The 24,073-nt window shown below is 44.8% G+C and carries 31 protein-coding genes; 14 read left to right on the forward strand and 17 right to left on the reverse strand.

Going from position 1 to position 24,073, the window contains the following annotated elements:
• Positions 1–3 precede the first annotated feature (3 nt).
• Both ICV39_RS06210 and ICV39_RS06215 read right to left on the reverse strand, forming a co-directional pair.
• Positions 4–741 (reverse strand): ABC transporter substrate-binding protein, encoded by a 738-nt coding sequence (locus ICV39_RS06210; RefSeq protein ID WP_215389277.1) that lies wholly within the window; start codon positions 739–741, stop codon positions 4–6.
• A 127-nt stretch (positions 742–868) separates the two neighbouring features.
• The gene (locus ICV39_RS06215) at positions 869–1,072 is read right to left on the reverse strand and encodes a hypothetical protein (protein ID WP_215389278.1); all 204 of its coding nucleotides are present in this window, start codon (positions 1,070–1,072) and stop codon (positions 869–871) included.
• A 170-nt stretch (positions 1,073–1,242) separates the two neighbouring features.
• On the opposite strand from ICV39_RS06215, the gene ICV39_RS06220 reads away from it, so the two are divergent.
• The 3 genes from ICV39_RS06220 to ICV39_RS06230 are packed head-to-tail and all read left to right on the forward strand — an operon-like array spanning position 1,243 to position 3,888.
• Positions 1,243–2,100 (forward strand): TIGR00730 family Rossman fold protein, encoded by an 858-nt coding sequence (locus tag ICV39_RS06220; protein ID WP_215389279.1) that lies wholly within the window; start codon positions 1,243–1,245, stop codon positions 2,098–2,100.
• Positions 2,101–2,146: 46 nt separating this feature from the next.
• Positions 2,147–2,659: a hypothetical protein gene (locus tag ICV39_RS06225; protein ID WP_215389280.1), complete on the forward strand. Its 513-nt coding sequence runs from the start codon at positions 2,147–2,149 to the stop codon at positions 2,657–2,659.
• 11 nt (positions 2,660–2,670) lie between these two features.
• Entirely contained in the window at positions 2,671–3,888 is a 1,218-nt protein-coding gene (locus tag ICV39_RS06230) for an NAD(P)/FAD-dependent oxidoreductase (protein WP_215389281.1), read from the forward strand.
• Positions 3,889–3,905: 17 nt separating this feature from the next.
• Here ICV39_RS06230 and ICV39_RS06235 read toward each other — a convergent pair whose 3' ends face one another.
• Positions 3,906–4,673 (reverse strand): TerC family protein, encoded by a 768-nt coding sequence (locus ICV39_RS06235; protein ID WP_215389282.1) that lies wholly within the window; start codon positions 4,671–4,673, stop codon positions 3,906–3,908.
• A 61-nt stretch (positions 4,674–4,734) separates the two neighbouring features.
• Here ICV39_RS06235 and ICV39_RS06240 point away from each other — a divergent pair, with 61 nt between their 5' ends.
• A complete protein-coding gene (locus ICV39_RS06240; protein WP_215390916.1) occupies positions 4,735–5,712 on the forward strand; it encodes a tripartite tricarboxylate transporter substrate binding protein in 978 nt (325 codons plus the stop codon).
• On the opposite strand, the gene ICV39_RS06245 is transcribed toward ICV39_RS06240, so the two are convergent.
• Complete coding sequence (locus ICV39_RS06245) at positions 5,709–6,098, reverse strand: group II truncated hemoglobin (protein ID WP_215389283.1); 390 nt, start codon at positions 6,096–6,098, stop codon at positions 5,709–5,711. The two genes, ICV39_RS06240 and ICV39_RS06245, sit on opposite strands and share 4 nt — an antisense overlap.
• Before the next feature lie 127 nt (positions 6,099–6,225).
• Here ICV39_RS06245 and ICV39_RS06250 point away from each other — a divergent pair, with 127 nt between their 5' ends.
• Positions 6,226–6,756, forward strand: a complete 531-nt coding sequence (locus ICV39_RS06250) for a phasin family protein (RefSeq protein WP_215389284.1) — start codon at positions 6,226–6,228, stop codon at positions 6,754–6,756.
• 58 nt (positions 6,757–6,814) lie between these two features.
• Here the strand turns inward: ICV39_RS06250 and ICV39_RS06255 are convergent, their stop codons facing one another.
• Both ICV39_RS06255 and ICV39_RS06260 read right to left on the reverse strand, forming a co-directional pair.
• On the reverse strand, positions 6,815–7,048 hold the full coding sequence (locus ICV39_RS06255; RefSeq protein ID WP_215389285.1) for a TIGR02450 family Trp-rich protein: 234 nt from the start codon (positions 7,046–7,048) through the stop codon (positions 6,815–6,817).
• A gap of 18 nt (positions 7,049–7,066) precedes the next feature.
• A complete protein-coding gene (locus tag ICV39_RS06260) occupies positions 7,067–7,333 on the reverse strand; it encodes a hypothetical protein (RefSeq protein ID WP_215389286.1) in 267 nt (88 codons plus the stop codon).
• A gap of 177 nt (positions 7,334–7,510) precedes the next feature.
• Here ICV39_RS06260 and ICV39_RS06265 point away from each other — a divergent pair, with 177 nt between their 5' ends.
• Complete coding sequence (locus ICV39_RS06265) at positions 7,511–8,560, forward strand: fumarylacetoacetate hydrolase family protein (protein WP_215389287.1); 1,050 nt, start codon at positions 7,511–7,513, stop codon at positions 8,558–8,560.
• Positions 8,561–8,590: 30 nt separating this feature from the next.
• On the opposite strand, the gene ICV39_RS06270 is transcribed toward ICV39_RS06265, so the two are convergent.
• Both ICV39_RS06270 and ICV39_RS06275 read right to left on the reverse strand, forming a co-directional pair.
• Positions 8,591–10,180, reverse strand: coding sequence for a rhodanese homology domain-containing protein (locus ICV39_RS06270; RefSeq protein ID WP_215389288.1), 1,590 nt, complete (start codon positions 10,178–10,180; stop codon positions 8,591–8,593).
• A gap of 46 nt (positions 10,181–10,226) precedes the next feature.
• Entirely contained in the window at positions 10,227–11,198 is a 972-nt protein-coding gene (locus tag ICV39_RS06275) for a tripartite tricarboxylate transporter substrate binding protein (protein WP_215389289.1), read from the reverse strand.
• Positions 11,199–11,360: 162 nt separating this feature from the next.
• On the opposite strand from ICV39_RS06275, the gene ICV39_RS06280 reads away from it, so the two are divergent.
• Positions 11,361–11,549, forward strand: coding sequence for a hypothetical protein (locus ICV39_RS06280; RefSeq protein WP_028819023.1), 189 nt, complete (start codon positions 11,361–11,363; stop codon positions 11,547–11,549).
• Positions 11,550–11,603: 54 nt separating this feature from the next.
• Here the strand turns inward: ICV39_RS06280 and ICV39_RS06285 are convergent, their stop codons facing one another.
• The gene (locus ICV39_RS06285) at positions 11,604–11,897 is read right to left on the reverse strand and encodes a DUF1330 domain-containing protein (RefSeq protein WP_215389290.1); all 294 of its coding nucleotides are present in this window, start codon (positions 11,895–11,897) and stop codon (positions 11,604–11,606) included.
• Positions 11,898–11,962: 65 nt separating this feature from the next.
• Here ICV39_RS06285 and ICV39_RS06290 point away from each other — a divergent pair, with 65 nt between their 5' ends.
• Positions 11,963–12,232, forward strand: a complete 270-nt coding sequence (locus tag ICV39_RS06290; protein ID WP_215389291.1) for a cupin — start codon at positions 11,963–11,965, stop codon at positions 12,230–12,232.
• Positions 12,233–12,272: 40 nt separating this feature from the next.
• A complete protein-coding gene (mmsB, locus tag ICV39_RS06295) occupies positions 12,273–13,151 on the forward strand; it encodes a 3-hydroxyisobutyrate dehydrogenase (protein WP_215389292.1) in 879 nt (292 codons plus the stop codon).
• 12 nt (positions 13,152–13,163) lie between these two features.
• Here the strand turns inward: mmsB and selD are convergent, their stop codons facing one another.
• The 6 genes from selD to ICV39_RS06325 all read right to left on the reverse strand — a co-directional run bounded on the left by selD (position 13,164) and on the right by ICV39_RS06325 (position 17,502).
• The gene (selD, locus tag ICV39_RS06300; RefSeq protein ID WP_215389293.1) at positions 13,164–14,225 is read right to left on the reverse strand and encodes a selenide, water dikinase SelD; all 1,062 of its coding nucleotides are present in this window, start codon (positions 14,223–14,225) and stop codon (positions 13,164–13,166) included.
• Between the two features lie 31 nt (positions 14,226–14,256).
• Positions 14,257–14,799, reverse strand: coding sequence for a TlpA disulfide reductase family protein (locus ICV39_RS06305; protein ID WP_215389294.1), 543 nt, complete (start codon positions 14,797–14,799; stop codon positions 14,257–14,259).
• Between the two features lie 21 nt (positions 14,800–14,820).
• Complete coding sequence (locus ICV39_RS06310) at positions 14,821–15,930, reverse strand: transglutaminase family protein (protein ID WP_215389295.1); 1,110 nt, start codon at positions 15,928–15,930, stop codon at positions 14,821–14,823.
• Between the two features lie 88 nt (positions 15,931–16,018).
• Complete coding sequence (locus ICV39_RS06315) at positions 16,019–16,594, reverse strand: hypothetical protein (protein WP_215389296.1); 576 nt, start codon at positions 16,592–16,594, stop codon at positions 16,019–16,021.
• A 33-nt stretch (positions 16,595–16,627) separates the two neighbouring features.
• The gene (locus tag ICV39_RS06320) at positions 16,628–17,059 is read right to left on the reverse strand and encodes a YbgC/FadM family acyl-CoA thioesterase (RefSeq protein WP_215389297.1); all 432 of its coding nucleotides are present in this window, start codon (positions 17,057–17,059) and stop codon (positions 16,628–16,630) included.
• An 11-nt stretch (positions 17,060–17,070) separates the two neighbouring features.
• Positions 17,071–17,502, reverse strand: coding sequence for a GNAT family N-acetyltransferase (locus tag ICV39_RS06325; RefSeq protein WP_215389298.1), 432 nt, complete (start codon positions 17,500–17,502; stop codon positions 17,071–17,073).
• A 135-nt stretch (positions 17,503–17,637) separates the two neighbouring features.
• On the opposite strand from ICV39_RS06325, the gene ICV39_RS06330 reads away from it, so the two are divergent.
• Complete coding sequence (locus ICV39_RS06330; protein ID WP_251372643.1) at positions 17,638–18,219, forward strand: hypothetical protein; 582 nt, start codon at positions 17,638–17,640, stop codon at positions 18,217–18,219.
• Between the two features lie 83 nt (positions 18,220–18,302).
• On the opposite strand, the gene ICV39_RS06335 is transcribed toward ICV39_RS06330, so the two are convergent.
• A complete protein-coding gene (locus ICV39_RS06335) occupies positions 18,303–19,127 on the reverse strand; it encodes a substrate-binding domain-containing protein (RefSeq protein WP_215389299.1) in 825 nt (274 codons plus the stop codon).
• A gap of 88 nt (positions 19,128–19,215) precedes the next feature.
• Between ICV39_RS06335 and ICV39_RS06340 the strand changes: the two genes are divergently transcribed.
• Complete coding sequence (locus ICV39_RS06340; protein WP_215389300.1) at positions 19,216–20,238, forward strand: substrate-binding domain-containing protein; 1,023 nt, start codon at positions 19,216–19,218, stop codon at positions 20,236–20,238.
• Between the two features lie 30 nt (positions 20,239–20,268).
• Complete coding sequence (gene modA / locus ICV39_RS06345) at positions 20,269–21,024, forward strand: molybdate ABC transporter substrate-binding protein (RefSeq protein WP_215389301.1); 756 nt, start codon at positions 20,269–20,271, stop codon at positions 21,022–21,024.
• A 20-nt stretch (positions 21,025–21,044) separates the two neighbouring features.
• Here the strand turns inward: modA and ICV39_RS06350 are convergent, their stop codons facing one another.
• The gene (locus ICV39_RS06350) at positions 21,045–21,665 is read right to left on the reverse strand and encodes an FMN-binding negative transcriptional regulator (RefSeq protein WP_215389302.1); all 621 of its coding nucleotides are present in this window, start codon (positions 21,663–21,665) and stop codon (positions 21,045–21,047) included.
• Positions 21,666–21,867: 202 nt separating this feature from the next.
• On the opposite strand from ICV39_RS06350, the gene ICV39_RS06355 reads away from it, so the two are divergent.
• Complete coding sequence (locus ICV39_RS06355; RefSeq protein WP_215389303.1) at positions 21,868–22,110, forward strand: FeoA family protein; 243 nt, start codon at positions 21,868–21,870, stop codon at positions 22,108–22,110.
• The gene (locus ICV39_RS06360; RefSeq protein ID WP_215389304.1) at positions 22,103–24,016 is read left to right on the forward strand and encodes a ferrous iron transporter B; all 1,914 of its coding nucleotides are present in this window, start codon (positions 22,103–22,105) and stop codon (positions 24,014–24,016) included. The genes ICV39_RS06355 and ICV39_RS06360 overlap by 8 nt, the downstream gene beginning before the upstream one ends.
• Positions 24,017–24,073 lie beyond the last annotated feature (57 nt).

Here is a 24,073-nt window from a genome sequence, read left to right on the forward strand (position 1 = left end):
TTTTCACTCGGCTACCTTAGCACCTTCAATGTGATGGCGTTGCATAGCCTGCGCTACAAACCCTGATTGCTTTAGTTGGGTAATGATTTCACTTAAGTAAGCAGTCGTACTTTCGTATTGAGGCCTTGCTTTTGGAATGCCAATCGCTTGATTAATCACCATAAAGCGACCAGGAAGCATGCGCAATCCGCTATATCGCTTTGCATCACTCTCTAGCTGCTGTTTTACGCCCGCAGCAACGTTGCCCTTGCCAGACATAAAGTCATCCACTACCGCCTGGGAGCTTGTTGCCCTTAAGAGGCTAGCGTTCTTAATTTCACGGGTCAGATAAAGGTCATAAGCACTTCCTTTGCCGACTACGATTTCATTGCCAGCAGCATCGACTTGTTCGTTAGCTTTCAGAGGGGAATTTGCCTTCACCATATAAGCACCTTCAATCTGTATATAGGGCGGGGTATAGCTGATATCAGCACCTCTAATGGGATCGATGGCAACAAAGACTAAGTCGATATTGCCAGTCTTAATGGCATCGACTGTATTACCGGCGGTCTTAAATGGAATCAATTCAACAGGTAGACCAGTCCGCTTGCCAATTTCACGGGCAATATCAATGGTCACGCCTTGTAATTGGTGGGTTGCTGGATCTTCGCCCGCTAGAATTGGGTTACCAAGATTGATGCCAACTCGCAAAGTGCCTGTGGGTGCAAATGAAGAAAGCATGGCTGTATTGGGGGTGTTCATATTTCGGGTAGTTTGGCAGTAGCTAATTGAGGAAAAGAAAATTAGCAGAAAGGAAAAAAGAATTTTTTTCATGCTGTGAGGATAAAAAAACCGCGGCGGACCGCGGTTTTAATGTGTTTAATGAAAATTACTTCTTAGCATCGGCAGCAGGGGCTGCAGCTGGAGCAGCAGGGGCTGCAGCTGGAGCATCTTTTTTCGCCTCTTCAACATGAGTTGCTTCTGCACCATGCTTTTCACCGCTCATATCAACGTTCCCGTCGCCCTTGAGGAGTAGGTAGGCAGTAGCACCAATTAACACTAGTACCATAATGATGATTGAACGATTGCTCATGAGGGTTTCCTTCGGTTTGGTTGAAATTGGGTCAATATTAACGCTACTTGGGGGCATGGTAAATCTTTGAGGGCATTTGCCTAAAAATAACCTCGCTAAACTAGGTATTAATACTGATTTTTGTGATGTAAATAGTAAGATGAGATCACATACATATTGAAGGTAGCAATATGAGCCCAAAGCTCCCGGTAAATAACGCACAGACTATTACTGAGTTTTTAAATCTGCATAAAGCGCAGACCTCCGAAGAGGAGTCTATTGATTCGTACAAATTTGCCTTTGATGATGAGGCATTTTTATCTCGTAGAGAAACCATAGGAATTCGTTTCGAGCTTGAGTTGCTAAAGCCCGAGATTCTTTTAAAAGAACATGGGATAGAGCACACAATTACTGTATTTGGTTCTACGCGCTTTGTCAGTCGCAAATCAGCAGAGAGTCTAGTGCAGAATGCGAAGACCCCCGCAGAAAAAGCGGAAGCCGAAACAGCCTTACTTCATAGTCAATATTATGAATCAGCCAGAGAGTTTGGTGCGCTCGTTGCAAGCTATAACAAAACTCAAAAAGAGAACGCTAACAAGTTACATATTTGCACCGGAGGTGGCCCTGGAATTATGGAGGCTGCCAATCGTGGTGCATTTGAGGGTGGTGATCAAACCATTGGATTTAATATTAGTTTGCCAAGAGAGCAGCATCCCAATCCTTATATCAGCCCAGGTTTAAGTTTTCGTTTTCATTACTTCGCTCTTCGCAAGATGCACTTTATGTTGCGCGCTAGAGCAATTGTTGCTTACCCAGGCGGCTTTGGTTCATTTGATGAGTTATTTGAAGTGCTGACGCTCATTCAGACCAGGAAAGTGGTCAGTATTCCAGTGATATTAGTCGGTAAATCTTTTTGGAATGAGATGGTGAACTTTAGAGAAATGGTGAAGTTCGGGGTCATTGATGAAGACGACATGAAAATCATTCACTTTGTGGAAACCGCCCAAGAGGCTTGGAAGCTAATTGAAGATTGGTATCAATTAGCTTGAAAGCCCTTGCACTCAGTAAAATGCCCAAAACACTCTTTACCTTAATATGAATTCTTCACACATCAGTCTCGCTACTGCAATGGATTTACCTGGATATATTGTGGGCGGAGCAATGCTATTGCTGGTGATGGTATTTCATGGGGCAATATTGTTGCAGATTGCAAAACGCTATGAAGTAAAAACATTTATTTACCTAGCTGAGCAGAAATACTCTAAGGTTGGAATTTGCTTTTACATTAGCGTGCTGTATTTATTTTTAACGCATATTGCTGAAATTTTGCTTTGGGGATTTGCGCTTTACAGCTTGAAGTTATTGCCTGCCCTGGGGCAGAGTATTCTCTTTGGTGGTAGTACCTATACCGCGATGGGCTTCATGGAAGACATCTTGCCTGAGGGTTGGAAAATGCTAGCGGTGATTATTGCTTTCTCCGGCATGTTTGCTTTTGCATGGACTGCATCTGTCATGATTGCGATGACGAAAAATTTTCGTCAGGCTTACACCAAGCTTCATATGAAAAAGCTCAATGTTTCTTCTGAAATCATTGATCGTTTTGAGTAGCGCCTATCACAATGAGTAAAACATGGGATGCCGTCATTATTGGTGGCGGGGCTGCAGGCTTGTTTTGTGCGGGAGTCGCTGGGCAGCTTGGAAAAAAAGTACTGGTGATAGATCATGCATCTGTACTTGGTGAAAAGATTCGTATTAGCGGTGGCGGTCGCTGTAATTTCACAAACATACATAGTAGTCCGGCTAATTTCTTATCACTTAATCCCCATTTTGTTAAAAGTGCACTAGCAAGATATCCATCTACTGAATTCATCAAGCTGATTCAGTCATACCGCATTGCTTATCACGAGAAACATCAAGGACAACTCTTTTGCGATGATTCTGCTAAGCAGGTAGTAGAAATGCTCATGTCTGAGTGCGCTCGTGGCAATGTCACCATTCGTCATCCAGCAATCATTGAATCGATTGCCCAAGAGGGAAATCAGTGGCTGATCAACACCAATACGGGGATTGAAAAATCTAAATCAGTCGTCATGGCAACGGGCGGGCTCCCTGTGCCGGCTATTGGAGCTACAGCCTATTCGTTAGATATTGCCAAGCAATTTGGTTTAAATGTCATAGAGCCTCGACCTGCTTTAGTGCCACTGTCATTTACTGCAGATGCCTTTTCGAGTCTGAGTGAGCTTGCTGGGCTGAGCGTCCCCATCGGGATCAGCTCAGGATTAAAGAGCGCAAGATATGGTGCTTGTCATTTCAACGAAGATATTTTGATAACCCATAAGGGTCTGTCGGGACCTGCAATCTTGCAAGCAAGTAGTTATTGGGCTGAGAGTGAACCCATCCGAATTGATTGGCTCGCAAATATTGACCAGTCTGGTGCAGTTCGTTGCGATGAGATCTTTAATAATGACGAGCATCGACTAAAGCTAACTGAAACAATATTGGCCTCTGTATTACCACAGCGTTTAGCTAAAGCCTTTGCAGAACAAAGTAATCTGCATGGGCGAAAGTGGGTGGAGGTTTCTAAAAAAGATCGCCAAGTCTTAAAGGAGCTTTTAACAAACTGGTCTGTTAAGCCTGCTGGCACTCTAGGATGGAAAAAGGCAGAGGTAATGTTAGGTGGTGTTAGCACCAAGGACCTCGATGGTCAAACCATGATGTCACGCAAACACCAGGGCCTGTATTTTATTGGTGAGTGTGTTGATGTTACCGGGCACTTAGGCGGTCATAATTTCCAGTGGGCCTGGGCTAGCGGATTTGCTTGCGCACAAGCCATTTAGCAATACTTTTTGAGCGCTTAGTCCTCGGCTTTGCACTTTTTCTTTTCTCTTGAGCGAATATTCAAGAGTTCAACCACCAGTGAAAAGCCCATTGCCACATAAACATAGCCTTTGGGGATATGCACACCCATGCCTTCGGCTATGAGTACTACGCCAACTACCGTCAAAAACGACAAAGCTAGGACCTTAATAGAAGGGTGATGATGCACAAAGTCACCAATCGGCTTGGCTGCAATAAGCATAATTAAGATGGATGCAATAACAGCAGCAATCATGATGCTGATTTGATCCACCATGCCCACGGCGGTAATCACGCTATCAAGCGAGAAGATGATATCGAGTAAGCCGATTTGCAAAATAGAACCCACAAATAAACTAAGCATGGATTTATTGATGTTATTCGGACCGTCATTTGAAGCCCCATCCTCTTGCTCTCCCACCTCTACTTCGCTATAAATTTCTTTAGAAGCTTTCCAGATGAGGAAGAATCCACCCAGCAACAAGATGAGGTCCCTACCGCTGATTGGGTGACCAGATATGGTCAAGAGTGGCGCAGTTAAGCTCATTACCCAAGATAAACTCAGCAATAGAAGTATCCGAGTGCCCAGTGCGAATAAAAGACCAAAGCGACGTACTTTTTCACGAATCTCAACTGGTAAGCGATTGGCAATGACGCTAATAAAGATAATATTGTCTATGCCAAGAATGATTTCTAATGCTGAAAGTGTGAAAAACGCGATCCAAGTGTTTGGGTCGCTTAACAAGAGTAGGGCGCTTTCCGTCATATTCTCATTCAAAAGTCGTATTAAGATGAAGTGTATCGAACTTAGCTAAATGATCAGGATGATGTTCAAGCCCACACAAACTATCAGGATATTATTTCTTGCGATTATTCTCTTAATCCCATTCTCTGGGGTCTGGGCTGCCTATCCAGAAAAGCCCATCAAGATCATTATTGGTTTTCCAGCGGGTGGGCCATTAGATGCGCATATTCGATTGCTTAGTGACAAGCTGCAATCGATTTTGGGGCAACCGGTGATTGTGGATTACAAGGCGGGTGCAGGCGGTGCAGTTGGTGCGCAGTTTGTGATGCAATCGCCTGCTGACGGCTATACCGTATTGCTAGCCAATACGGGAACGATGGTAATTAATCCGGCAATCTATTCAAAGTCACCTTATGACACTCTGAGAGATTTTCAGCCGATTGCTCGAACAGCTCAACAACCTTTGGCACTGATTGTGAACAAGGATGTACCTGCAAATTCTCTCAAGGAATTCATTGCCTATGCGAAGGCCAACCCAGGGAAATTAAATTATGGTTCTGCTGGTAATGGTGGTATCTCACACCTAGTTCCAGAGATGTTAAAAAATGAGACGGGTATTTTCATGGTGCATATTCCATTTAAGGGAAGTGCACCAGCATTTACAGATTTAATCGCAGGACATGTGCAATTTATGGCGGAGTCTGTACCCCAGGCTGCGAACTATGCCAAACAAGGCAAGGTAAAAGCTTTGGCTGTAACGAGTGCCAAACGGAATCCTGCCTTACCCAATACTCCAACAGTGATGGAGACCGGCGTTGCCAATTTGGAAGTTGTTGGCTTCTATGGAATTCTTGCACCTAAAGGTACACCACCAGAAGTGGTAAGCCAACTCAGCCATGCCTTTAAAGAAACTCTAGAGTCTCCTGACATTCAGAAGAAAATGGTTGATCAGGGTGCGGACCCCGCTTATTTAAATCCCGATCAATTTAGCAAGTACCTTGCTGCTGAAATGCCTAAGTGGGCGAGAGCAGTGAAGCAAGCGGGAGCAAAATTAGATTAAGGCGCTTGATTGCGCATCCAGTTTGCGGTGTTAAAGAACGACTCTTCTAGCTGCTTAGCAATATTGCCTTCGATTCCGCATTCTTCCATTGCGCGATACATGCATGCCAGCCATTGGTCGCGCTCACTAATGCCAATCTTGAATGGTAGATGTCTTGCCCGAAGCATGGGGTGTCCATACTTCGGTGAGTAAATATCGGGACCTCCCATCCAGCCTGTTAAGAAAAATTTGAGCTTTTCTCTTGAGGTGGAAAGGTCTTGGGGGTGCATGGCTCGAATTCCCTGAAATTGAGGTTCCAGTGCCATCAAATCATAAAAACGGTCGACTAATTCATCAATTTTGTCGACGCCCCCAATATCCTCGTAAATGCTTCTTCTTGCAGTCATTCTGTCATTTTAATGCCTTAAATTACTAGGATATTAGAGGCATTGGCAGCTCGTACATTTCGGTATAGAGTGGAAGTGCAAGCTTTCATAAACCCCCCCCTTAATCATAGGAAGACAGGAGCTAAAAATGGATGCAAAAGATTTGCAAAAATGGCAACGTGAAAAAGCCAAAGAGTTGTTTGATTATTCGCACACTCTTTTAGAGGCAGCAAAGAAACTTAGCGATTACCATATGGCGGAAATTGAATGGGGTATGAAAAACGCATTGGACAGCGCCAAATCTGCTGCGAAAAATGATTTAAGTAAATTAAAGAGCTTGCAAGAAGAAGCCGCTAAAGAAGCGGCTAAGCGTGCGGCTGCATATCAGAAGAAAGTAAAAGCAGTATTGAAAGAGTTGGGCGAGGGTGCTGCGGATGAAACCGAAAAGCATTTAGAAAAAGTTCGCAGCTCCTTGGTTGATTGGCTAGAGGATGCTGAGAGCAAAGTGCCAGTTCATGCTGATAAATTGTCCAAGGTAGTAAATGAAATGTCAGCGGCAGGCCAGAAAATGTTTAAAGAAGGTCGTCGTATTGTGAATGAAGTAGCTGAAGCTGCTGAAAAGAATATTGACGATATGGTCAAGAAATCATCTGGATCCAAGAAAAAGACTGATGAATAGTTAACTCATCACCTATCAGTCCAGCCGCCTCATATGCCATTGGGATTGAGGCGGTTTTTTATTTCCAGCCCTGCAGCCATTTTTCGCTATTCATGAGATTGCGCCAAGGGATCTGTCGGGTCTTTTTGCTATAGACAGCTTCGATTTCAACAAACTCAATTTTCTCTTCAGGCGCCTCGGGCAAGATAACCTTGCTCACCAAAAAATGCTTTTGTTTGGCAACGGGATGAACTGCAGTCCACTTGCTAAGTAGTAGCTTCTTGGGATTAATTTTGTTCGGTGTGGTGTTCATTAAGGTGCATATTCCAACTTATAAGGCTACACATTGGAATTCTTTTCCTTGCTGCACCAGTAAGCCAGTTTTAGGGGAAAAGACGGTGCTGGACTTTTCCGTTTGATTTGTGCAGGCCGGATCAAAGAAACTTTGATCCCCTAGGCTACCGCAGTATTTCAATTGAGCCCCTTGAAATTCCATTTGCGCCTTTCTCAGCACCATGGGAATTTTGGCCTCGTCTGCCGATTGGCAGTTCCAGCTTGTATAGGTCTCACGCTCGCAGGCGGCAAGACTAATCAACATAGCCGTACAGCTTAGAAGGCGGGATATAGGGCAAAGTTTCTGATGGGGCATGGCTCAAGAATAGCCAAGTTTTGGATTTTATGCCCTGGACTTGAGTTTGGTATTAATATTTACGGCATATACTTTGTTTTGTAATGAACAAAATCTAAATATAAAAAGCTAAGTAAAGGAGACCTTGTGGATACAAATCGTAGAGATGCGCTCAAATTAAGTGCAACCGCTGCTTTGAGTGGCATGATCATGACGAATGCGCTTGCTGCCTCAGAAGCTCAGCCACCAATTGTGGTTGAACCCCTCACTGGGAAAGCAGGCTTTCGGGTTGCGAATTATTTGCCAAAGATGGGTGCTACCTCTCGGTTAGGCTTGGTTACTAATGATGGGTTGGTAATTGATATTCCAGCTGAAGCAAAGCGTCAAAAGGTGCAACTCTCATTTGATCCAACATCGATGATCTCGCTAGCAGGATCAGGCAATAAAGGTCTTGTAGAGCTTGCCGCGCTTTTCAAGGGTCGTGGATCAAATCTGCAGAATGTGAATCAAACCATCTTGTTATCGCCTATTCCAAAGCCTCAGGCCAATATTTACTGTGTAGGCTGGAACTACTTGGATCACTTTGAAGAGGGCTTAAAACATCGCGCCGATACAGCGGTGAAAGAGTATCCAAAAGTACCAGTGTTCTTTTCCAAAGGCACACAAACAATGAACGGTCCGTTTGACAGCATTCCCTATGATGCTGGTGTTTCTACAATGATCGATTGGGAAGCTGAGCTAGCAGTTGTGATTGGCAAAAAGGGTAAGAATATTTCTGAAGAAAACGCAATGGATTATGTGTTTGGTTATTCAGCCTACAACGACACAACAGCGCGTGACATTCAGCAAAAGCGTCATTCAGGTCAGTGGTTTAAAGGAAAGAGTATTGATGGACATGGACCAATGGGGCCATGGGTGGTTACAGCTGGCGGTGTCAATTTAGATGACACCAGAATTATTTGCAAAGTAAACGGCGTTGAAAAACAAAATGCGAGTTATAAGCAAATGTATTTCAAGATTCCAACCATCATTTCCGAGTTGTCTCGAGGTCTAACGCTCTTGCCGGGCGATATCATCGCCACTGGTACGCCATCTGGGGTAGGTGCAGGCAGAACCCCTCAGGAGTTTATGAAGCCCGGTGACATTATGGAAACGAATATCACCGGTATTGGCATCCTGCGTAACAGGATTGGTTAATACGCATCCAATATATGCGTATGCAAGGACTTAGAGAACCCAGAAGTGATGGGTTCCGTCCTTGCCCAATTGCTCTACCAAACCAAACTCCCAATCTAAATAAGCCTGCATAGCTGCTGGATCTACGTTAGTGCCTTCATAAGGGCGCTTGTAACGATCAAGAGGTGGCGAGGCAAGATGACTCGGACCTTTTTCTAGCTCTAGGCCAGCATTAACCCAAGCAGCGTTACCACTATCAAGAATTAATACCTCGGCATCGGTGAGCGCCTTAAATTCTTGTGCGGCAAAAATACTCAGTTCGTGTGGAGAGCTAGTTAAAACATAGCGATCCACTTTAGGTAATTTGCTCAAGCCATCCTGAAGTAAAGATCGCAGCGCATACCAGCTACCTGGAATATGCCCCTTGACATAATTTGCATGTGTACTGAAATCCACCACAATCGTATTGCTGTCAGATTTAAGCCAATTAGAAAGAGTTTTTGCATCTACGTTTGCTACCTGAGGTAGTTGAGGCAAGGGCGCCTTCCATGCGCCTTGCTCGGTTAGATCGGATGGTTTGATGTCGTCTAACACATACACTTCCCAAGCCATTTGCGCTAACCAAGAGGCTGGCATATTTGCGCGTACGCTACCACCGCTAGGGTCTACGAGAACAATGCGGGCACCTCTAACAGGTGCAACCATTTCAGTTTCTTGAACGAGCTGACCACCCGGTACGGAGCGAAAGCCAGGAAGGTGGCTGCGTTCATATTCTTCGGGAGTGCGGGTGTCAAAGAAGTAAGTTGTCCTATCCGACTGCTTCATCCAGTCGCGAACATTTTCCAGATTCGCACGCTTCACGCCAGCGCGGTCAGCAACATCGCGAGCACGCTTAGCTGCCTCATTGGTAGTGCTCTCACTAACTTCCTTGAACTTGCGACTTTGGCCTTTATCCAGTTCCTGTCCCGCAAGAGTCCAGCCAATCGTGCCATTGCGCAAAGCGTTAACTTCATTTGGAATGCCAGCATTAATCAATGATTGAGTACCAATGATGCTGCGAGTTCTACCGGCGCAATTGACGATTACTTTTGTCTTGGGGTTGGGTGCTAGTTCAGGTAAACGCAAGACTAGCTCAGCACCAGGAACGCTGATGCCAGTCGGAATGCTCATGGTGTTGTATTCGTCAAAGCGGCGCACATCAACGACAACCACATCTTCTTTGTTGTCTAGTAGTTGCTTAACTTCTTGGGCGGATAGCGAGGGGGTGTGGCGTTTTGATTCCACAAGCTCACCAAAGGATTTGCTGGGCACATTTACGTCTATAAATATCTCTCCACCAGCATCCTTCCACCCCTGAACGCCACCTTCAAATACTGAAACGTCAGCAAAGCCAAGATCGATCAATCTTTTTGCTGCTAATTCAGCATACCCCTCACCATCATCTAGCGTGACAACGGGGACATTTTTCTTGGGAAGCTTTGCAAAAGCATCTATTTCAATACGAGAGAGAGGTAAGTTGGCCGCAAAAAGGGGATGCTTGCGCGCATGAGGATCCTCTTCTCTAACGTCTAAAAATGCAATTTCCTCTTTGTTTAAAAGTTTATTGCGAACAAAGGAGTAGTTTTTTGTTGAAATGCTCATTTATATTTTGCGTCTCTTATTTTGTTTTATGTTCTATCAAATGTTTTTAATCCAGCTTCGCGCCTGATTTCTTGACTACATCATGCCAGCGCACAACTTCTTGGTTGATAAAAGCGTTCAATTCAGGGCGGGTCATTTTGGGGACGGTCGCGCCCATGCCCGCCCAACGCTCATTAATATCCGGGGAAGCTAGTGCAGCTTGTACTTCAGTGCTCATTTTGTCGACGATATCCTTGGGGGTGCCCTTGATAGCCCAAAGAGCATACCAGCTAGAAACAACGAAGTTGCTAATACCGAGCTCTTGAGCAGTGGGTACATTCGGAAAGGCTGGGCTGCGTTGATTACTAGCGACAGCAACTGCGATCAATTGACCGCTTTTGATAAAAGGCGCAGCACCTGCAAGTGTGTCAAACATCATATCCACTTGACCGGCGACAACATCTTGTAGTGCTGGCCCAGTACCGCGATAAGGGATATGTGTAATAAATAATTTATTCTGAATCTTAAATAGCTCGCCAGTAAGGTGCTGTGAAGTTCCATTTCCAGTAGATGCGTAGTTGTATTTACCAGGATGTTTACGAATTTCTTCGATGATGGATTTCAAATCATTCTTAGGAAACTTTGTCGGGTTCACAACAATGACATGAGGTACGCTGCCGATAATTGCAATTGGCTCAAAATCTTTGGTGATGTCATACGAAAGATTTTGATACATGCTGGGAGCAATGGAGTGATGAACTGCGCCCAGCAACCAGGTGTATCCATCCGGCGCCATTTTTGCCGCAGCTGCAGCTCCTACTGTACCGCCTGCACCACCTCGGTTATCCACCACAATCGAGTCGTTTAATTGAACTGAGAGTTGTTTTGCCAAGGGGCGCCCAAAGGCATCCACTGCGCCACCAGGCGGGAAGGGGTTGATAAAAGTAATTGGGCGATTGGGGGCGGGCCAAGAGCCCGTTTGGGCGAATCCCAGGCCAGAAAGTAGGCTGATAGCCAATAAAAGTAGGATTTTTTTCATTGTTTTCGCGGTTTTTCAATATTTCCTCTAATTAAAGCATGTCAGCCAAAAGGCTGAGTCTAAGAGTTATCCCTGATGAAAATGACCATTTTTTACAGTTTTTATAGGGATATACTGATTTCGCTGTAGGTATGACTATTTACTTGATTAATGGGAGACGAGATGTCACAACACGATACATTGTTAGCCGCTTTTGAAACTTATAAAGCAGAAAACGAGAAGTTCATTGAAAAAGGTATTAAGGCATCTGCTGCACGCGCCCGTAAGGCCTTGCAAGAGATTGCTGGTGCTTGCAAAGAGCGTCGCAAAGAAATCACTGCTGCAAAAGAAGCAATGGAAGCTAAGAAATAATTCTTACCCTAATTGATTAAAAAGTCTGGCTCACAAAGCTGGGCTTTTTTATTTCTAGTTTTCCACCCCAAAGAGGGTAAGCTTCATGGCCTGACCGCGGATTTGTAAAAGACTTTGGTACTCAGTGCTATGTGCCCAAGCATGAGCATCTTCTTTGCTCAGAAAATGAAGTTCTACAAACGCGCTAAAGGCATCGCAACCCAGTTCATTCCAAAAGATTTCCGTGAGCAATCCACGATACTCAATGCTGCCTTTGTAATGCTCGACGGTCTTGCCTACTTGGTTGCGATATTGCTCAAAGGCGGACTGATCGGTAAGCTTAATTAAGCCGATAACTTTGACTGTCATAGTGATTCAAATTCCCAAAGATGGTGGTTTCTGAAAAGAGTGTATATCCGCGCTATAGTTTCATTATGAATCAAGACCAATTTCTGCAACTCTTGTCGCAGTCTGGCTTTCCGGAGCCAGTTGAGGTGCTGCAGCCCCCAAATGGCCACTTAGATAATCATACTCACCCGTTTGCAGTGCGAGCCCTCGTAGTGGATGGGTATATTGAAATTGAATCACAAAACGGATTAAACCAATATTGCGTAGGAGATGTATTTGAGTTGGCATTTGAGCAACCCCATTCGGAAACCTATGGGCCTCTAGGGGTAAAGTATTTGGCATCGCGCAAGCAGTGAGTGAAATAAGAAACAAGCACTTGAGATAACTAGGATCAATATGAAAATTGGATTTATTGGGTTAGGTAATATGGGTTTGCCAATGGCAATCAATTTATTGAAAGCAGGCCATGAAGTGACGGGTTTTGATTTGGTGCAAGCACAGATTGATGCATTCGCAGCGGCAGGCGGCAAGATTGCGAAGAGCGCCAATACCGCTGCTGATGGTGCAGACCTTTTAATTAGCATGTTGCCAGCTTCGCGTCACGTCGAAGGCCTATACCTTGGTGAATCTGGTTTATTGGCGCACGCTAATCCTAAAACCCTATTAATTGATTGCTCTACGATTTCACCAAAGGTTGCGCAAGCGGTTGCAGCGCAAGCAAAGGCTAAAGGTTTTGCCATGGTTGATGCGCCTGTCTCAGGCGGTACCGCAGGTGCTCAAGCGGGAACATTGACTTTCATGGTCGGTGGAGAAAATTCAGTAGTGGAATGCATTCGCCCAATCTTGGAGAAGATGGGTAAAAATATTTTTCATGCAGGCGGTAGTGGTGCAGGTCAGACGGTAAAGGTATGCAACAACATGCTTTTGGGTATTCAGATGCTGGGGACTAGCGAAGCCTTGCGTTTGGGAATTGCGAATGGCATGGACCCGAAAGTGCTCTCGGACATTATGTCCAAGAGTTCTGGTCGCAATTGGGCGCTTGAGTTGTACAACCCTTGTCCTGGAGTGATGGAGAATGTGCCTTCATCAAAGGGCTACGCTGGTGGATTTAGCGTTGATCTCATGCTCAAAGATATGGGCTTAGCAATTGAGAATGCTCAAGACCTTGGCGCAAGCGTTCCCCTTGGCGAATTATCTAGACAGCTTTATGAGTCTCACAGTAAAGCGGGCAATGGTCAGCTCGATTTCTCGAGCGTCTTTAATCTAAAAGACTAACTTAAGCTTGGCCTACGAAACAGCCAAAGGCTTGCCTTGGCGTTTGCTCATTTGACCAATCACGCGGGCACCCAAAAAGTGATGTTGGTTAAAGACATCCAGCACCTCTTTAACAGATTCAGGGCTACACGATACCAATAAACCACCACTGGTTTGAGGATCGGTTAATAGGGCGCGTTGCGCTGAAGTGAAATCCGCAGGTATGCTAACTTCATCGCCATAGCTAAGCCAATTACGATCAGATGCCCCAGTAATGATTCCTTCATCCGCTAGATTCTGAACATTGGAGAGTAGGGGTACCTGACTCCAGTCAATGTGAGCAGTGCAATTAGAGGCACGAGCTAGCTCAAGAGTGTGGCCTGCTAAACCAAAGCCTGTGACGTCAGTTAATGCGTGTACACCACTAATTTTTGCCAAGTCTGGTCCAGCGGAATTGAGTTTCGTGGTATTAGAAATCATTTCGCGGTACCCGTCTGGACCGAGTAGATCTTTCTTGAGGGCTGCAGACAAAATGCCTACGCCTAATGGCTTGCCTAGAATGAGGACGTCCCCTGGCTGAGCGCTCGCATTACTTTTAACGCGCTGAGGATCAACAATGCCAATGGCTACTAGTCCATAGATCGGCTCAACCGAATCGATTGTGTGACCACCAGCAATAGGAATGCCTGCGCTACGACAAGCCTCAGCACCACCCTCTAAAATTCTGGCAATTGTTTTATTGGAGAGCACTTTGATGGGCATGCCAACTAAAGCAAGCGCGAAGAGTGGTGTGCCACCCATGGCATAGATATCACTGATCGCATTAGTCGCTGCAATTTTTCCGAAATCAAATGGATCATCCACGATAGGCATAAAGAAGTCAGTCGTGGCAACGATTGCCTGCGTTTCATTAATTTGATATACGGCAGCATCATCCGATGTTTCAATGCCAATCAAGAGCTCTTTAGGAAAAGGTAATTGAGGAACGTTCTTCAGAATCTCAGAGAGAACGCCGGGAGCGATTTTGCAGCCACAGCCGCCTCCGTGGGAGAGAGAGGTGAGGCGTGGTTCGATAGGAGTCGTTGCTGTAGTCATATGGCTAGAGTATCAGAAGATCAAAATTACGCTATTGACGAAGTAAGGCCTCAATTTTGCCTTTTACTTCTTCGTTATCAACATTCTCGATAGCGCCAATCCACACAGCTTCTATCTTGCCAGTCTTGCTCACCAAGAATGTCGTTGGTATTCCGCGTGCCTTCCAAGATTTGTAGGTAGTGCTATTGCGATCGAGCAGTATTTCTATGCCATTTTCAGGAAGCCCGCTTCCCTTGAGGAATTGGGTGATACGGGGTTTCATTTCCGCAAGATTGACCGCGAATACTTTTAGTCCCTTACCAGCATAGTTTTTTTGTAGCTGAATCAACTCTTCAAATTCAGCACGACAAGGCTCGCACCAGCTTGCCCAAAAGTTGACTACTAAAACTTTGCCCTTGAATTCTGATAAATCAACTGACTTACCCGACAAGTTATTGAGTTGTGTTGGAGGTGCCTGAGTTAAGCCAACCTTAGATGCTGGTTGCCATTGAGCGTTAGCACTTGTAGTAAGAAAGCTCAGAAAAGCAAAAGCCAGTGCTAGAGCAATCTCTAGAACTGGCTTGGCGAATCGCATGAAGTAGGATCTCTTCAGTGATTAAGAGATCTGACGACTGGTGATCTTGTATTTGAAGTTATCGGGATCAAGCGAGTCAAAACGGCCTTCTGTATTTTCTGCTTGTGGATACATCAAGAATGGAATATCACCCTTGCTTCCCAATTTGGATCCAGGAAGCGAAATATCATGACCGTAGTTGTAAGCCATCCAATTCATTTCCCAATTACCAAAGAGGTAGTCGCGAATAGCTAATACTTTTGGATCATTGGCAGGGAGGCCACCAGTTTCTTCTAGGATAACTTTGCGCACATCGGCAGGATCCACAGGCATCCAACCATAACCAGCGGCGTAGAATTCAGCGCGGCAGTGTTGTGCTTTAGTGATGTCGCCTGATTTACCTAGGCTCTTATAACCACGTGCGGAGTCTGCAATACGAATGCCATAGACATCACGAGCAGGAATGCCAGCAGAGCGGGCAAGCGCCACAAATACCGCATTGATATCAGCACACTTACCGCCGAGATTGTTGGTCTCAAGCATCAACTTCACGTCACCTTGACCGCAGCCGCGGGTCTTGGGATCGCGATGGGTATTATCAACAACCCAGTTGTAGATTGCTTTGGCTTTTTCAACATCAGTTGCGTTTACTGGAATATTTGCGAGACATTCTTGTGCCTTAGTTTTCACGATGCCATCAGTCGGTAGATATTTTGTACCGCGAGTCCAGTAGGCCTTCTCTGCTTTTGAAAGAGTTAATGCTGGGTTAGATGTATTGAGTTCTAGGTTGCGATTGCAGGTGCTTACCAACATCGATACTTTGACGCTATGATTGGTTGCAGACTTGTCCCATTTTGTCCATAACATGCGCGCTTGTTTATCTGCGGTTTCATAAATTTGATTGACTGATTTAGGATCGTTAGACTCTGGTCTGATTGCTAGAGTACGGAAGTAGTTCGTATCCAAAACGAGAGGTAATGGAATCCATGTTTCCGCAAAGCCATTAGGTGATTCCAAATTGACTTCTGTAACAATTTCATAAGTTGACCAATTCGGATTGGCTTGAGCAAATACAGAAGAAATTGGATTGAGTGTTGGTAGTGCAAATGCACCCGCAATGGTTTTAATGGCTGAGCGGCGAGAAATAGACATAGTTTTCCGAGTGGTAAATAGAAATGGCGAAGGCATCAGACCGCATGCCACGATAACCTGTCTATTTTAGCCAATCAGGCTACTGCTACTAGGGATTCCAAAGATTGGGAACGAGGGTATTAGCGTAGCCTGATACAAAGGATTTCTCGGCGCCAGTGATTGGATCAAAGACAGAGCGCTGAATTCTGCCGATATTGCCACCATAAACATGGATGCTGATGGAGGTTTGATTTGGAAGGTTGTTCTCCACCACATGAATATCATGTGTCTTCGGAGAAACGGTATCGACATGACCCGGAGGGCAGATGCAAGGGTCGCCCGCTTTAAAGCCGCCCGCAGATTGCGGATAGTAGGGCGTGCCTTTTTCTTCGCCACGTAATTGCCCGACCATGCCCCAAACCGAATGGTTATGGACAGGTGTCTTTTGTCCAGGACCCCAGACAAAACTCACAATGGAGAAACGATCAAATGGGTCTGCATATAGAAGGTATTGCTGGTAATACTGCGGATGTGGTTTTGTAAATTCCACTGGAAGCCAGTCATCTACCGCAATGAGATTCTCCAGCAACTTTTTACCTTTAGTAAAAATTATTTCTTCACTAGGATTTTGATCAAGTAATTGACTTAATTGCTTAACAAAGGTGAGAAGCTTGCCATCAGCCATCTTTTTCTCCATCTCAGAAATAGCTCTAGCCTATTACTCTTGAAATAACCACTCAGGCCAAGCCTTGGGTTTGAGCGTATTGGTATCAACACAGACAATGTGAAGCGTAGCGCTAGCAATCACTTGCATTTCATCGCTATCTGGAAGCTTGCGTTGGGCAGTTTGTTTGACGCTCACTTGTGTGCGGCCACGATGCTCAATCACTTGATCAATATGTAAGAGGTCATCCAACCTTCCGGGCTTATAGAAGTTCATGGTGAGCTCACGAACTGGCATCACAATATTGAACTCGTTCATGAGTTTTGTTGGGCTCTGGCCACGTTGAGCTAGCCATTCTGCACGGCTACGTTCAAAGATTTCAAGGTAACGACCATGATAGACAAAACCTGCCGCGTCAGTATCTGAATAACAAACACGATGAATATAAGTGAAGGCGGAAGGGTTTGATTTGGTTGTGGCAGTCATAAAAAGTGAATCTAGGTTGGCAATACCATCATCATAGTACGGTGAGGGATGCCCGCTTCATCGTATATGGGCCCATTGGCTACAAAACCAAGCTTTTCATAGAATGGAATTGCGCTTACTTGGGCGTGCAATATGAGGGAGGAAATCCCGTTTGATTTGGCAAGCTCAATTAGCGCCTTCATAATCTGACGGCCTAGTCCTTTATTGCGAAAAGGGCTCAGTACCGCCATGCGCCCAATTTGACCTGATCTGTCACCATTTATATGTAATCGAGCTGTCCCAATGTAGGCGCTCTCAGAGTAAGCAAGGGCATGGAAGGCGGCGGGATCGAATTCATCGATTTCAAGATCCGCCGGTACACCCTGTTCTAGGATAAAAACCTCGCGCCTGATCTTAAAGGCATCTTTTTGAGCTTCTTGCCACGGTTTAATGAGGATGTCCAAATGTGTAGATCTTTTAAGGATAACCCTCTCAATTTATCAAATAAATACCTGATTGGAGGCTTATTAATTATGGTTACAATAAAAATAGCGATTCGTTCCCGAATCCATAAACCCTTTATTCAATTAGGAGTTACTTTGAAGAAATCTTTACTTGCTGGCTTATTCGCCATTATTGGCGTTGCTTTTACCGCTTCCGCTTTTGCTCAGTTGCCAACAAAGATGTTGCCTTTGGCTGCTGATGTAGTTGTTCTTAACGCCACTGTAGATTCAGTGGATGCAAAAAAGCGCATTGTTGTCTTGAAAGACGCGAACGGAAATTTGGCGCAGATGAACGTTGCTAAGTCTGTAAATGATTTGGACAAAGTAAAGAAGGGCGATGTTTTCTTAGTTGAGCATGCTCAAGCGATTGCAGTTGGATTAACTGCTGCTGGTAAGGATGCTAAGCCAGGCGTTTCTGGTGTGCGTTCAGTAGTGATTGCTGGAAAAGGATCTGCAAAGCCATTTGAAGAGACAACCGACACCATTTATGCAACAGTAAAGATCGGCACAATCGATCAAAAAACCCGTATCGTCACTTTCACAATGCCGAATGGCGAGAAGCAAAAAGTGAAGGTTGACCCAAGCGTTCTCGGTCTCGAGAAATTCAAAGCTGGTGATGATGTCATGGTTGAGTTTGTTGACGATACCGCGATTGGTTTCGTAACACCTAAGAAGTAATTCTTAATATGTAATACGCTGGATCAATCCAGTTAAAAGAAAAGCCCGCAAATGCGGGCTTTTTCTATTGTTAATCAGAGTAATTATTTCTTGGCATTTGGGAAGAAGAGTTGTTCGCCGCCAATTTGGTAGCTGGCAATCACATCTTGACCATTCTTGGAAACCAACCAATCAATAAATGCTTGTCCTTCTGCTTTCTTCACTGATGGAAATTTAGCTGGGTTCACCAACATTACGCCATATTGGTTAAAGAGTTTGGGGTCGCCTTGAACAAGGATTGTCAGGTCACCACGATTTTTAAAGCTTAACCAAGTACCTCTGTCGGCAAGGATATAGCCATTCATAGCGGAGGCGGTATTAAGAGCAGGGCCCATACCTGAGCCGGTTTCCTTGTACCAGGGTTGGCTTGGTGAAACGGCAATGCCCGCACCTTTCCAATAACGGAGTTCAGCAGCATGCGTACCGCTTTTATCTCCACGAGAGATGAAGGGTGCTTGTGCTACGGCAATTTTCTGAAGAGCTGCTTGAATATCTTTCCCGCCACCCACTTTCGCAGGATCAGATTTAGGGCCGATCAAGATAAAGTCGTTGTACATCACTTCATAGCGTTTAGTAGCATAGCCGTCTTGTACAAATTGCTCTTCAGCAGGTTTGTCATGCACAAAGACCACATCCGCATCGCCGCGACGACCAATATCTAATGCTTGACCAGTCCCAACTGCGACAACTTTGACATCGATACCAGATTTCATCTTGAAGATGGGTAGGATGTAGCCAAATAAGCCAGACTGCTCGGTGGAGGTCGTTGATGAAACAAGAATGCTTTTTTCCTGAGCTTGAGCATTCGGGCTAAAAATTAATCCGAGGATGGAAAGACTCAATAAAAGCGACTGGAATAACTTTTTCATGAAATGCCTCAAAAATTACATTGGGGGGGTTGAGTAAATTTGTATCATCGCATACATTAATACTTAATGAATATGCAAAAAATTACATATGCGAATTGAAGCTCGACCAACCTTGATTCTGAACGCTCAAGAGCCCGCGAAGGATGCCATTGATCTTTACTGGTTAGTAGGGTTATTGAAGGACATCCGTGGCGGCAACTCATTGGTTTTGGCTAGCAAGAACTCTGGCATCTCATATCGCGGGGTTTGGGGAAAATTGAATCAGGTAGAGGCAAGTCTTGGCGTACCCTTGATAATTCGCACCAAAGGTCACGGATCTAAGTTGACAGAGTTCGGTTCATTTTTGTGTAAATTCATTGAAGAAATGCAAGAGTCATACGCGCAGCATGGAATGAGCTATCAAGATGCCTTACAAAGAGAAATCAAAAAATACCAAAAAATAGAAAATGCTCGCTGGAATTTTTATTCCAGTAGTGATTCAATTATTCAGAAGGCTGCCACTGAAGTGAAAGGATTTATTTTAAAGATTGCTGGATCCGGAGAGTCCTTAGAACAATTATTGAGTAACAATGCCCACATTGCTGGGTACCATGTATCAGATGAAAAAAGTTCGCAGACAATTCATCAACGATTACGCAAACACCATATTGAAATATTCCCCGTAATGAAGCGAACACAAGGCTTTATCGTCAAGAAAGGGAATCCATTCAATATTCAAGCGATTGAGGATTTACTAAACCCTAGAATTCGTTTCATTAACCGTCAGATTAGCTCTGGTACGAGGCTATTGCTTGATACTTTGTTGCTTGAGCAGGGTATTGAGCCCGCAGATATTAATGGTTACCTTCATGAAGAATTTACCCATTCAGCTGTAGCGAATGCGATTTTGGCTGGTAAGGCTGACGTTGGCATTGGAGTTAAAAACATCGCATTAGAAAATGGTCTTGGTTTTGTACCGCTAAAAGACGAAATATTTTTCATCGCAATGCATAAAGAGATGCTCTCCCACCCTGAGTCATCAAAACTAATTCGCAAGATTCGCAGTTATTCAGGAAATACCTCGGGCTACAAGGCGATAAGCCTAAACCGGCAAATTCAAAATTGGCTATAGAGCGGGCAATTATCTAGAATGGCTTTGCCTATGTCTATTTTTCCTACATCACTGCTAGCCGCATTCTTGTTATGCGCAAACTTAGCATTTGCTCAAACTACAGCCGTTGCTGTTGCTGCCAATATGAAGGATGCCTTTGCTGAGATTGCATTGGCATTTAAATCTTCCAACAAGTCAGATATGAGAGTGGTTTATGGCTCATCAGGCAATTTCACCGCTCAGATCATGAATGGTGCACCATTTAATTTGTTTATCGCTGCGGATGAGCATTTTCCAAGCGAACTATATAAGAATGGCAAGACGATTGATGAAGGAGCTGTTTACGCCATAGGTAAATTGGCTTTAATTGCGAAAAACAATTCAGGAATCGTTTTGCTTGATAGCAAAGCGGAGTTGGCAAAAGCGATTGCTAGGGCTAACAAAGTTGCTATTGCCAAGCCGGAGTTGGCGCCCTATGGAAAGGCGGCCGTGGAGTATCTTAGGTCTGAAGGGTTATGGGATCTTGCCAAGGATAAATTGGTTTACGGGGATAACATTGGGGTCGCGACTACCTATGTTGTTACAGGTGCGGCAGAAATCGGTTTTACTGCGCTTTCTCTTGCAAAGTCACCTGAGGTGACTAAAGAAACCAATTTCATTTTGCTAAACCCCAAGCTCTACGTACCTATCAGACAAAGAATGGTTCTGATCAAGGGGGCGCCACAAGAAGCTAAGGATCTATATCGATTTATGCAGGGCGCTCAGGCTAAGGCGATCTTGACCAAGTATGGTTACGCAACGCCTTAAATTTTGAATGCTTCAAGGCCTTAAGGCTTCATGTATTGGCGCATGGCCTGCAACATCTCCTGAGGCGATTGGTCTAGCTCCTCCACTACCGCGGCGTAGTCCTCGGGAGGGCGATTTTGGCTGAGCTTAAATTTGCCAACCAGATTCTGAATATCGATTTCAATACCGATAATCGCTTTCACCATGGTCTGCACATACTCTTCTGGAGCATCATCTAGCTTCCAGTTAGATTGATAAGTGGGCTCATGAATATCGGTCATTTGGGCTACATGATTTCTGAGCCATTGCGCATCTTCAATGAGTTTGATATTGCCTTGCGCATGAACTACCGCATAGTTCCAGGTTGGCACTACCTTGCCAGATTCCTTTTTTGATGGATACCATGCAGGAGTGATGTAAGCATTGGGGCCATTAAAGATCGCAGTAACTGCCGTATCTGAACTCTGTGCAATCTTCATGAGTGGATTCATTCTAGCGATATGACCATATAACTTCTTTTTATCGGCACTTAACATCAAGGGCAGGTGATTAACTTCTAAATGACCATTGAGGTTGCCTACAAGTGTTGCGAGCGGATACTCTTGAATGAGTTGTGCAAGTAGGGTTTGGTCATCTACAGCAAAGTGTTTTGGCAGGTACATGGCTTATCGTTTGAAAAGAATTTTGATCAGTATGCATTAGCGCCCATACTTTTGTTTTGGATCAAGCCTCGATGACTAAAAATCCAGCATTATTGCCCTGAATTCTCAAGCTTTTACATGAATGATAGTCATTCTCATTTGTCGCTATAATGAGCTATTAGTAGGCAAAATAAAGCAGAACCAAGCGTATTGAACATATTGCATGAATTTAGACCAAGTCAGTCTAGGCAGTCTTTATCGGGTGAGCGTAGTAAATGCACCCAAGGGTGCCCCTCAAATCAAGGGGCAGTTGGAAGATATTGGTTTTTTACCTGGTGAGCAAGTCACTTTATTGCGTAAGGGTCTGCTAAAAAAAGGGCCCTATCTTGTGCGAGTGGGTGCCTCGACATTTGCATTGCGCCACTCCGAAGCGCGCATGATTGAAGTGGAGTTGGTTGATGGCTGAGTCTACAGTCTATTTTTTCCCAAGTGAACCCCTTGTTGCGCTATTGGGTAATCCCAATTGTGGAAAAACTGCGCTATTCAATTTGCTCACTGGTAGTCGACAAAAAGTTGCTAACTATTCTGGTGTTACCGTTGAACGTAAAGAAGGGCGCTTAACTTTAGCCTCAGGGAAAAACGTTCGTATATTAGATTTGCCTGGTGCTTATAGTCTTTATCCCAGATCGCTTGATGAGCGTGTGACTTGTAATGTATTGATGGGCAGAGCAGAGGGTGAAAAGCGTCCCGATTTAGTGCTGTGTATTTTGAGTGCAATGAATTTGCGCCGTAACCTCCGCCTAGTATTGGCTGCAAAGCGCTTGGGATTACCTTGTGTGGTTGTTCTTAATATGCTCGATATCGCCAAGCGCCAAGGCTTAGAGATTGATACGGTAGCACTTTCAAAAGAACTGGGTTTACCAGTCGTGACTAGTGTGGGTATCCAGGCTAATGGCGCTGATGAGATCAAGACATTTTTAGCTAAATTAGACTGGCGGAATCTCAATGCTCTACGTACAGGTACTGGCGATGCTACCCAAGAAAATGTTGCCTCACATATCGCTCACGCTGAAGCTGACAATGTGCAAGTACAACGCATCTTGCAAAACATAGGCTTAGATCAAATCATCCCCGATCGTTTGAGTGATCGATTCGATTCAGTCTTATTGCATCCAGTATTAGGCCCCATTATTTTGGTGGCGCTACTCTTCTTTATATTCCAAGCGGTGTTTAGTTGGGCTACGGTACCCATGGATATGATTAAATCTTCCGTTGAATACCTTGGCGGTCAAATTGGCGATATTCTTCCAGATACTTGGCTTCGTAGTTTGCTGATTAATGGCATTCTCGCCGGTCTTGGCGGGGTAATAATTTTCTTGCCCCAAATCTTGATTTTGTTTTTCTTTATTTTGTTGCTTGAAGAGTCTGGTTACTTGCCAAGAGCCGCCTATCTCTTGGATAGAGTGATGGGGTCGGTAGGGTTGTCTGGCCGATCATTTATTCCTTTGCTTTCAAGCTTTGCATGTGCGATTCCTGGAATCATGGCGACAAGAAGTATTTCCAATGCGCGTGATCGGCTGGTAACTATTTTGATTGCGCCTATGATGACTTGCTCGGCGCGTTTGCCAGTGTATGCATTATTGATCTCGGCATTTATTCCTCAGCAAAAGTTATGGGGCAATATTGATTTGCAGGGACTGGTTTTGTTCTTGCTTTATCTTGCTGGCATCTTGGGGGCAATGGCAGTTGCTTGGGTCTTAAAACGCTTTGCGAGTGAACAGTTCCGCACTAATGTATTAATGATGGAGCTGCCCAGTTACCACCTGCCTCGCTTAGGTAACCTAGCCATTAGTTTGTGGCAACGCGCAGAAATATTCTTGCGCCGAGTGGGTGGCGTCATCTTGGTAATGACAATTGGTCTTTGGGTGCTCTCTAGCTTTCCGCTACCACCAGAGGGTGCAAGCTTGCCGCCGATTCAGTACAGTTTTGCGGGTATGTTGGGTGAGGCGTTAGCCCATGTCTTTTCACCCATCGGATTTAACTGGCAAATCAGCATTGCCTTAGTTCCGGGAATGGCTGCGCGTGAAGTAGTAGTGAGTTCATTGGCTACGGTTTATGCCTTATCTAGCTCAAGCGCTGACGCTGCCGAGGCATTGATACCGTTAATTTCTAGTGATTGGTCTTTGGCAACAGCGCTTTCCTTATTGGCATGGTTTGTATTCGCTCCACAGTGCCTATCTACTATTGCTGCAGTTAAGCGCGAAACCGGCGGCTGGAAAATTCCAGCAGTGATGTTAAGTTACTTATTCGGATTGGCTTATATCGCTTCCTTCATTACCTATCGTATTGCTATTCATTTTGGGTTGGGATGACTGGGATAAGCATGGATGCTTGATGCCTATTAGGCAAAACAAAAGCCACCCTAGGGT

It is taken from the genome of Polynucleobacter sp. MWH-UH25E (assembly GCF_018687095.1).
Lineage (GTDB): Bacteria > Pseudomonadota > Gammaproteobacteria > Burkholderiales > Burkholderiaceae > Polynucleobacter.

Bases quoted from the DNA above. Each gene is read 5' to 3' on its own strand.
- modA (WP_215389301.1), top strand. From the start codon at position 20,269: ATGTCTATTTTTCCTACATCACTGCTAGCCGCATTCTTGTTATGCGCA.
- ICV39_RS06245 (WP_215389283.1), bottom strand. From the start codon at position 6,098: ATGACTGCAAGAAGAAGCATTTACGAGGATATTGGGGGCGTCGACAAA.
- ICV39_RS06315 (WP_215389296.1), bottom strand. From the start codon at position 16,594: ATGGCTGATGGCAAGCTTCTCACCTTTGTTAAGCAATTAAGTCAATTA.
- mmsB (WP_215389292.1), top strand. From the start codon at position 12,273: ATGAAAATTGGATTTATTGGGTTAGGTAATATGGGTTTGCCAATGGCA.
- ICV39_RS06355 (WP_215389303.1), top strand. From the start codon at position 21,868: ATGAATTTAGACCAAGTCAGTCTAGGCAGTCTTTATCGGGTGAGCGTA.
- ICV39_RS06340 (WP_215389300.1), top strand. From the start codon at position 19,216: ATGCGAATTGAAGCTCGACCAACCTTGATTCTGAACGCTCAAGAGCCC.
- ICV39_RS06230 (WP_215389281.1), top strand. From the start codon at position 2,671: ATGAGTAAAACATGGGATGCCGTCATTATTGGTGGCGGGGCTGCAGGC.
- ICV39_RS06335 (WP_215389299.1), bottom strand. From the start codon at position 19,127: ATGAAAAAGTTATTCCAGTCGCTTTTATTGAGTCTTTCCATCCTCGGA.
- ICV39_RS06240 (WP_215390916.1), top strand. From the start codon at position 4,735: ATGTTCAAGCCCACACAAACTATCAGGATATTATTTCTTGCGATTATT.
- ICV39_RS06350 (WP_215389302.1), bottom strand. From the start codon at position 21,665: ATGTACCTGCCAAAACACTTTGCTGTAGATGACCAAACCCTACTTGCA.
- ICV39_RS06260 (WP_215389286.1), bottom strand. From the start codon at position 7,333: ATGTTGATTAGTCTTGCCGCCTGCGAGCGTGAGACCTATACAAGCTGG.
- ICV39_RS06220 (WP_215389279.1), top strand. From the start codon at position 1,243: ATGAGCCCAAAGCTCCCGGTAAATAACGCACAGACTATTACTGAGTTT.
- ICV39_RS06225 (WP_215389280.1), top strand. From the start codon at position 2,147: ATGAATTCTTCACACATCAGTCTCGCTACTGCAATGGATTTACCTGGA.
- ICV39_RS06255 (WP_215389285.1), bottom strand. From the start codon at position 7,048: ATGAACACCACACCGAACAAAATTAATCCCAAGAAGCTACTACTTAGC.
- ICV39_RS06290 (WP_215389291.1), top strand. From the start codon at position 11,963: ATGAATCAAGACCAATTTCTGCAACTCTTGTCGCAGTCTGGCTTTCCG.
- ICV39_RS06275 (WP_215389289.1), bottom strand. From the start codon at position 11,198: ATGAAAAAAATCCTACTTTTATTGGCTATCAGCCTACTTTCTGGCCTG.
- ICV39_RS06235 (WP_215389282.1), bottom strand. From the start codon at position 4,673: ATGACGGAAAGCGCCCTACTCTTGTTAAGCGACCCAAACACTTGGATC.
- ICV39_RS06270 (WP_215389288.1), bottom strand. From the start codon at position 10,180: ATGAGCATTTCAACAAAAAACTACTCCTTTGTTCGCAATAAACTTTTA.
- selD (WP_215389293.1), bottom strand. From the start codon at position 14,225: ATGACTACAGCAACGACTCCTATCGAACCACGCCTCACCTCTCTCTCC.
- ICV39_RS06310 (WP_215389295.1), bottom strand. From the start codon at position 15,930: ATGTCTATTTCTCGCCGCTCAGCCATTAAAACCATTGCGGGTGCATTT.
- ICV39_RS06280 (WP_028819023.1), top strand. From the start codon at position 11,361: ATGTCACAACACGATACATTGTTAGCCGCTTTTGAAACTTATAAAGCA.
- ICV39_RS06305 (WP_215389294.1), bottom strand. From the start codon at position 14,799: ATGCGATTCGCCAAGCCAGTTCTAGAGATTGCTCTAGCACTGGCTTTT.
- ICV39_RS06210 (WP_215389277.1), bottom strand. From the start codon at position 741: ATGAACACCCCCAATACAGCCATGCTTTCTTCATTTGCACCCACAGGC.
- ICV39_RS06360 (WP_215389304.1), top strand. From the start codon at position 22,103: ATGGCTGAGTCTACAGTCTATTTTTTCCCAAGTGAACCCCTTGTTGCG.
- ICV39_RS06250 (WP_215389284.1), top strand. From the start codon at position 6,226: ATGGATGCAAAAGATTTGCAAAAATGGCAACGTGAAAAAGCCAAAGAG.
- ICV39_RS06285 (WP_215389290.1), bottom strand. From the start codon at position 11,897: ATGACAGTCAAAGTTATCGGCTTAATTAAGCTTACCGATCAGTCCGCC.
- ICV39_RS06320 (WP_215389297.1), bottom strand. From the start codon at position 17,059: ATGACTGCCACAACCAAATCAAACCCTTCCGCCTTCACTTATATTCAT.
- ICV39_RS06215 (WP_215389278.1), bottom strand. From the start codon at position 1,072: ATGAGCAATCGTTCAATCATCATTATGGTACTAGTGTTAATTGGTGCT.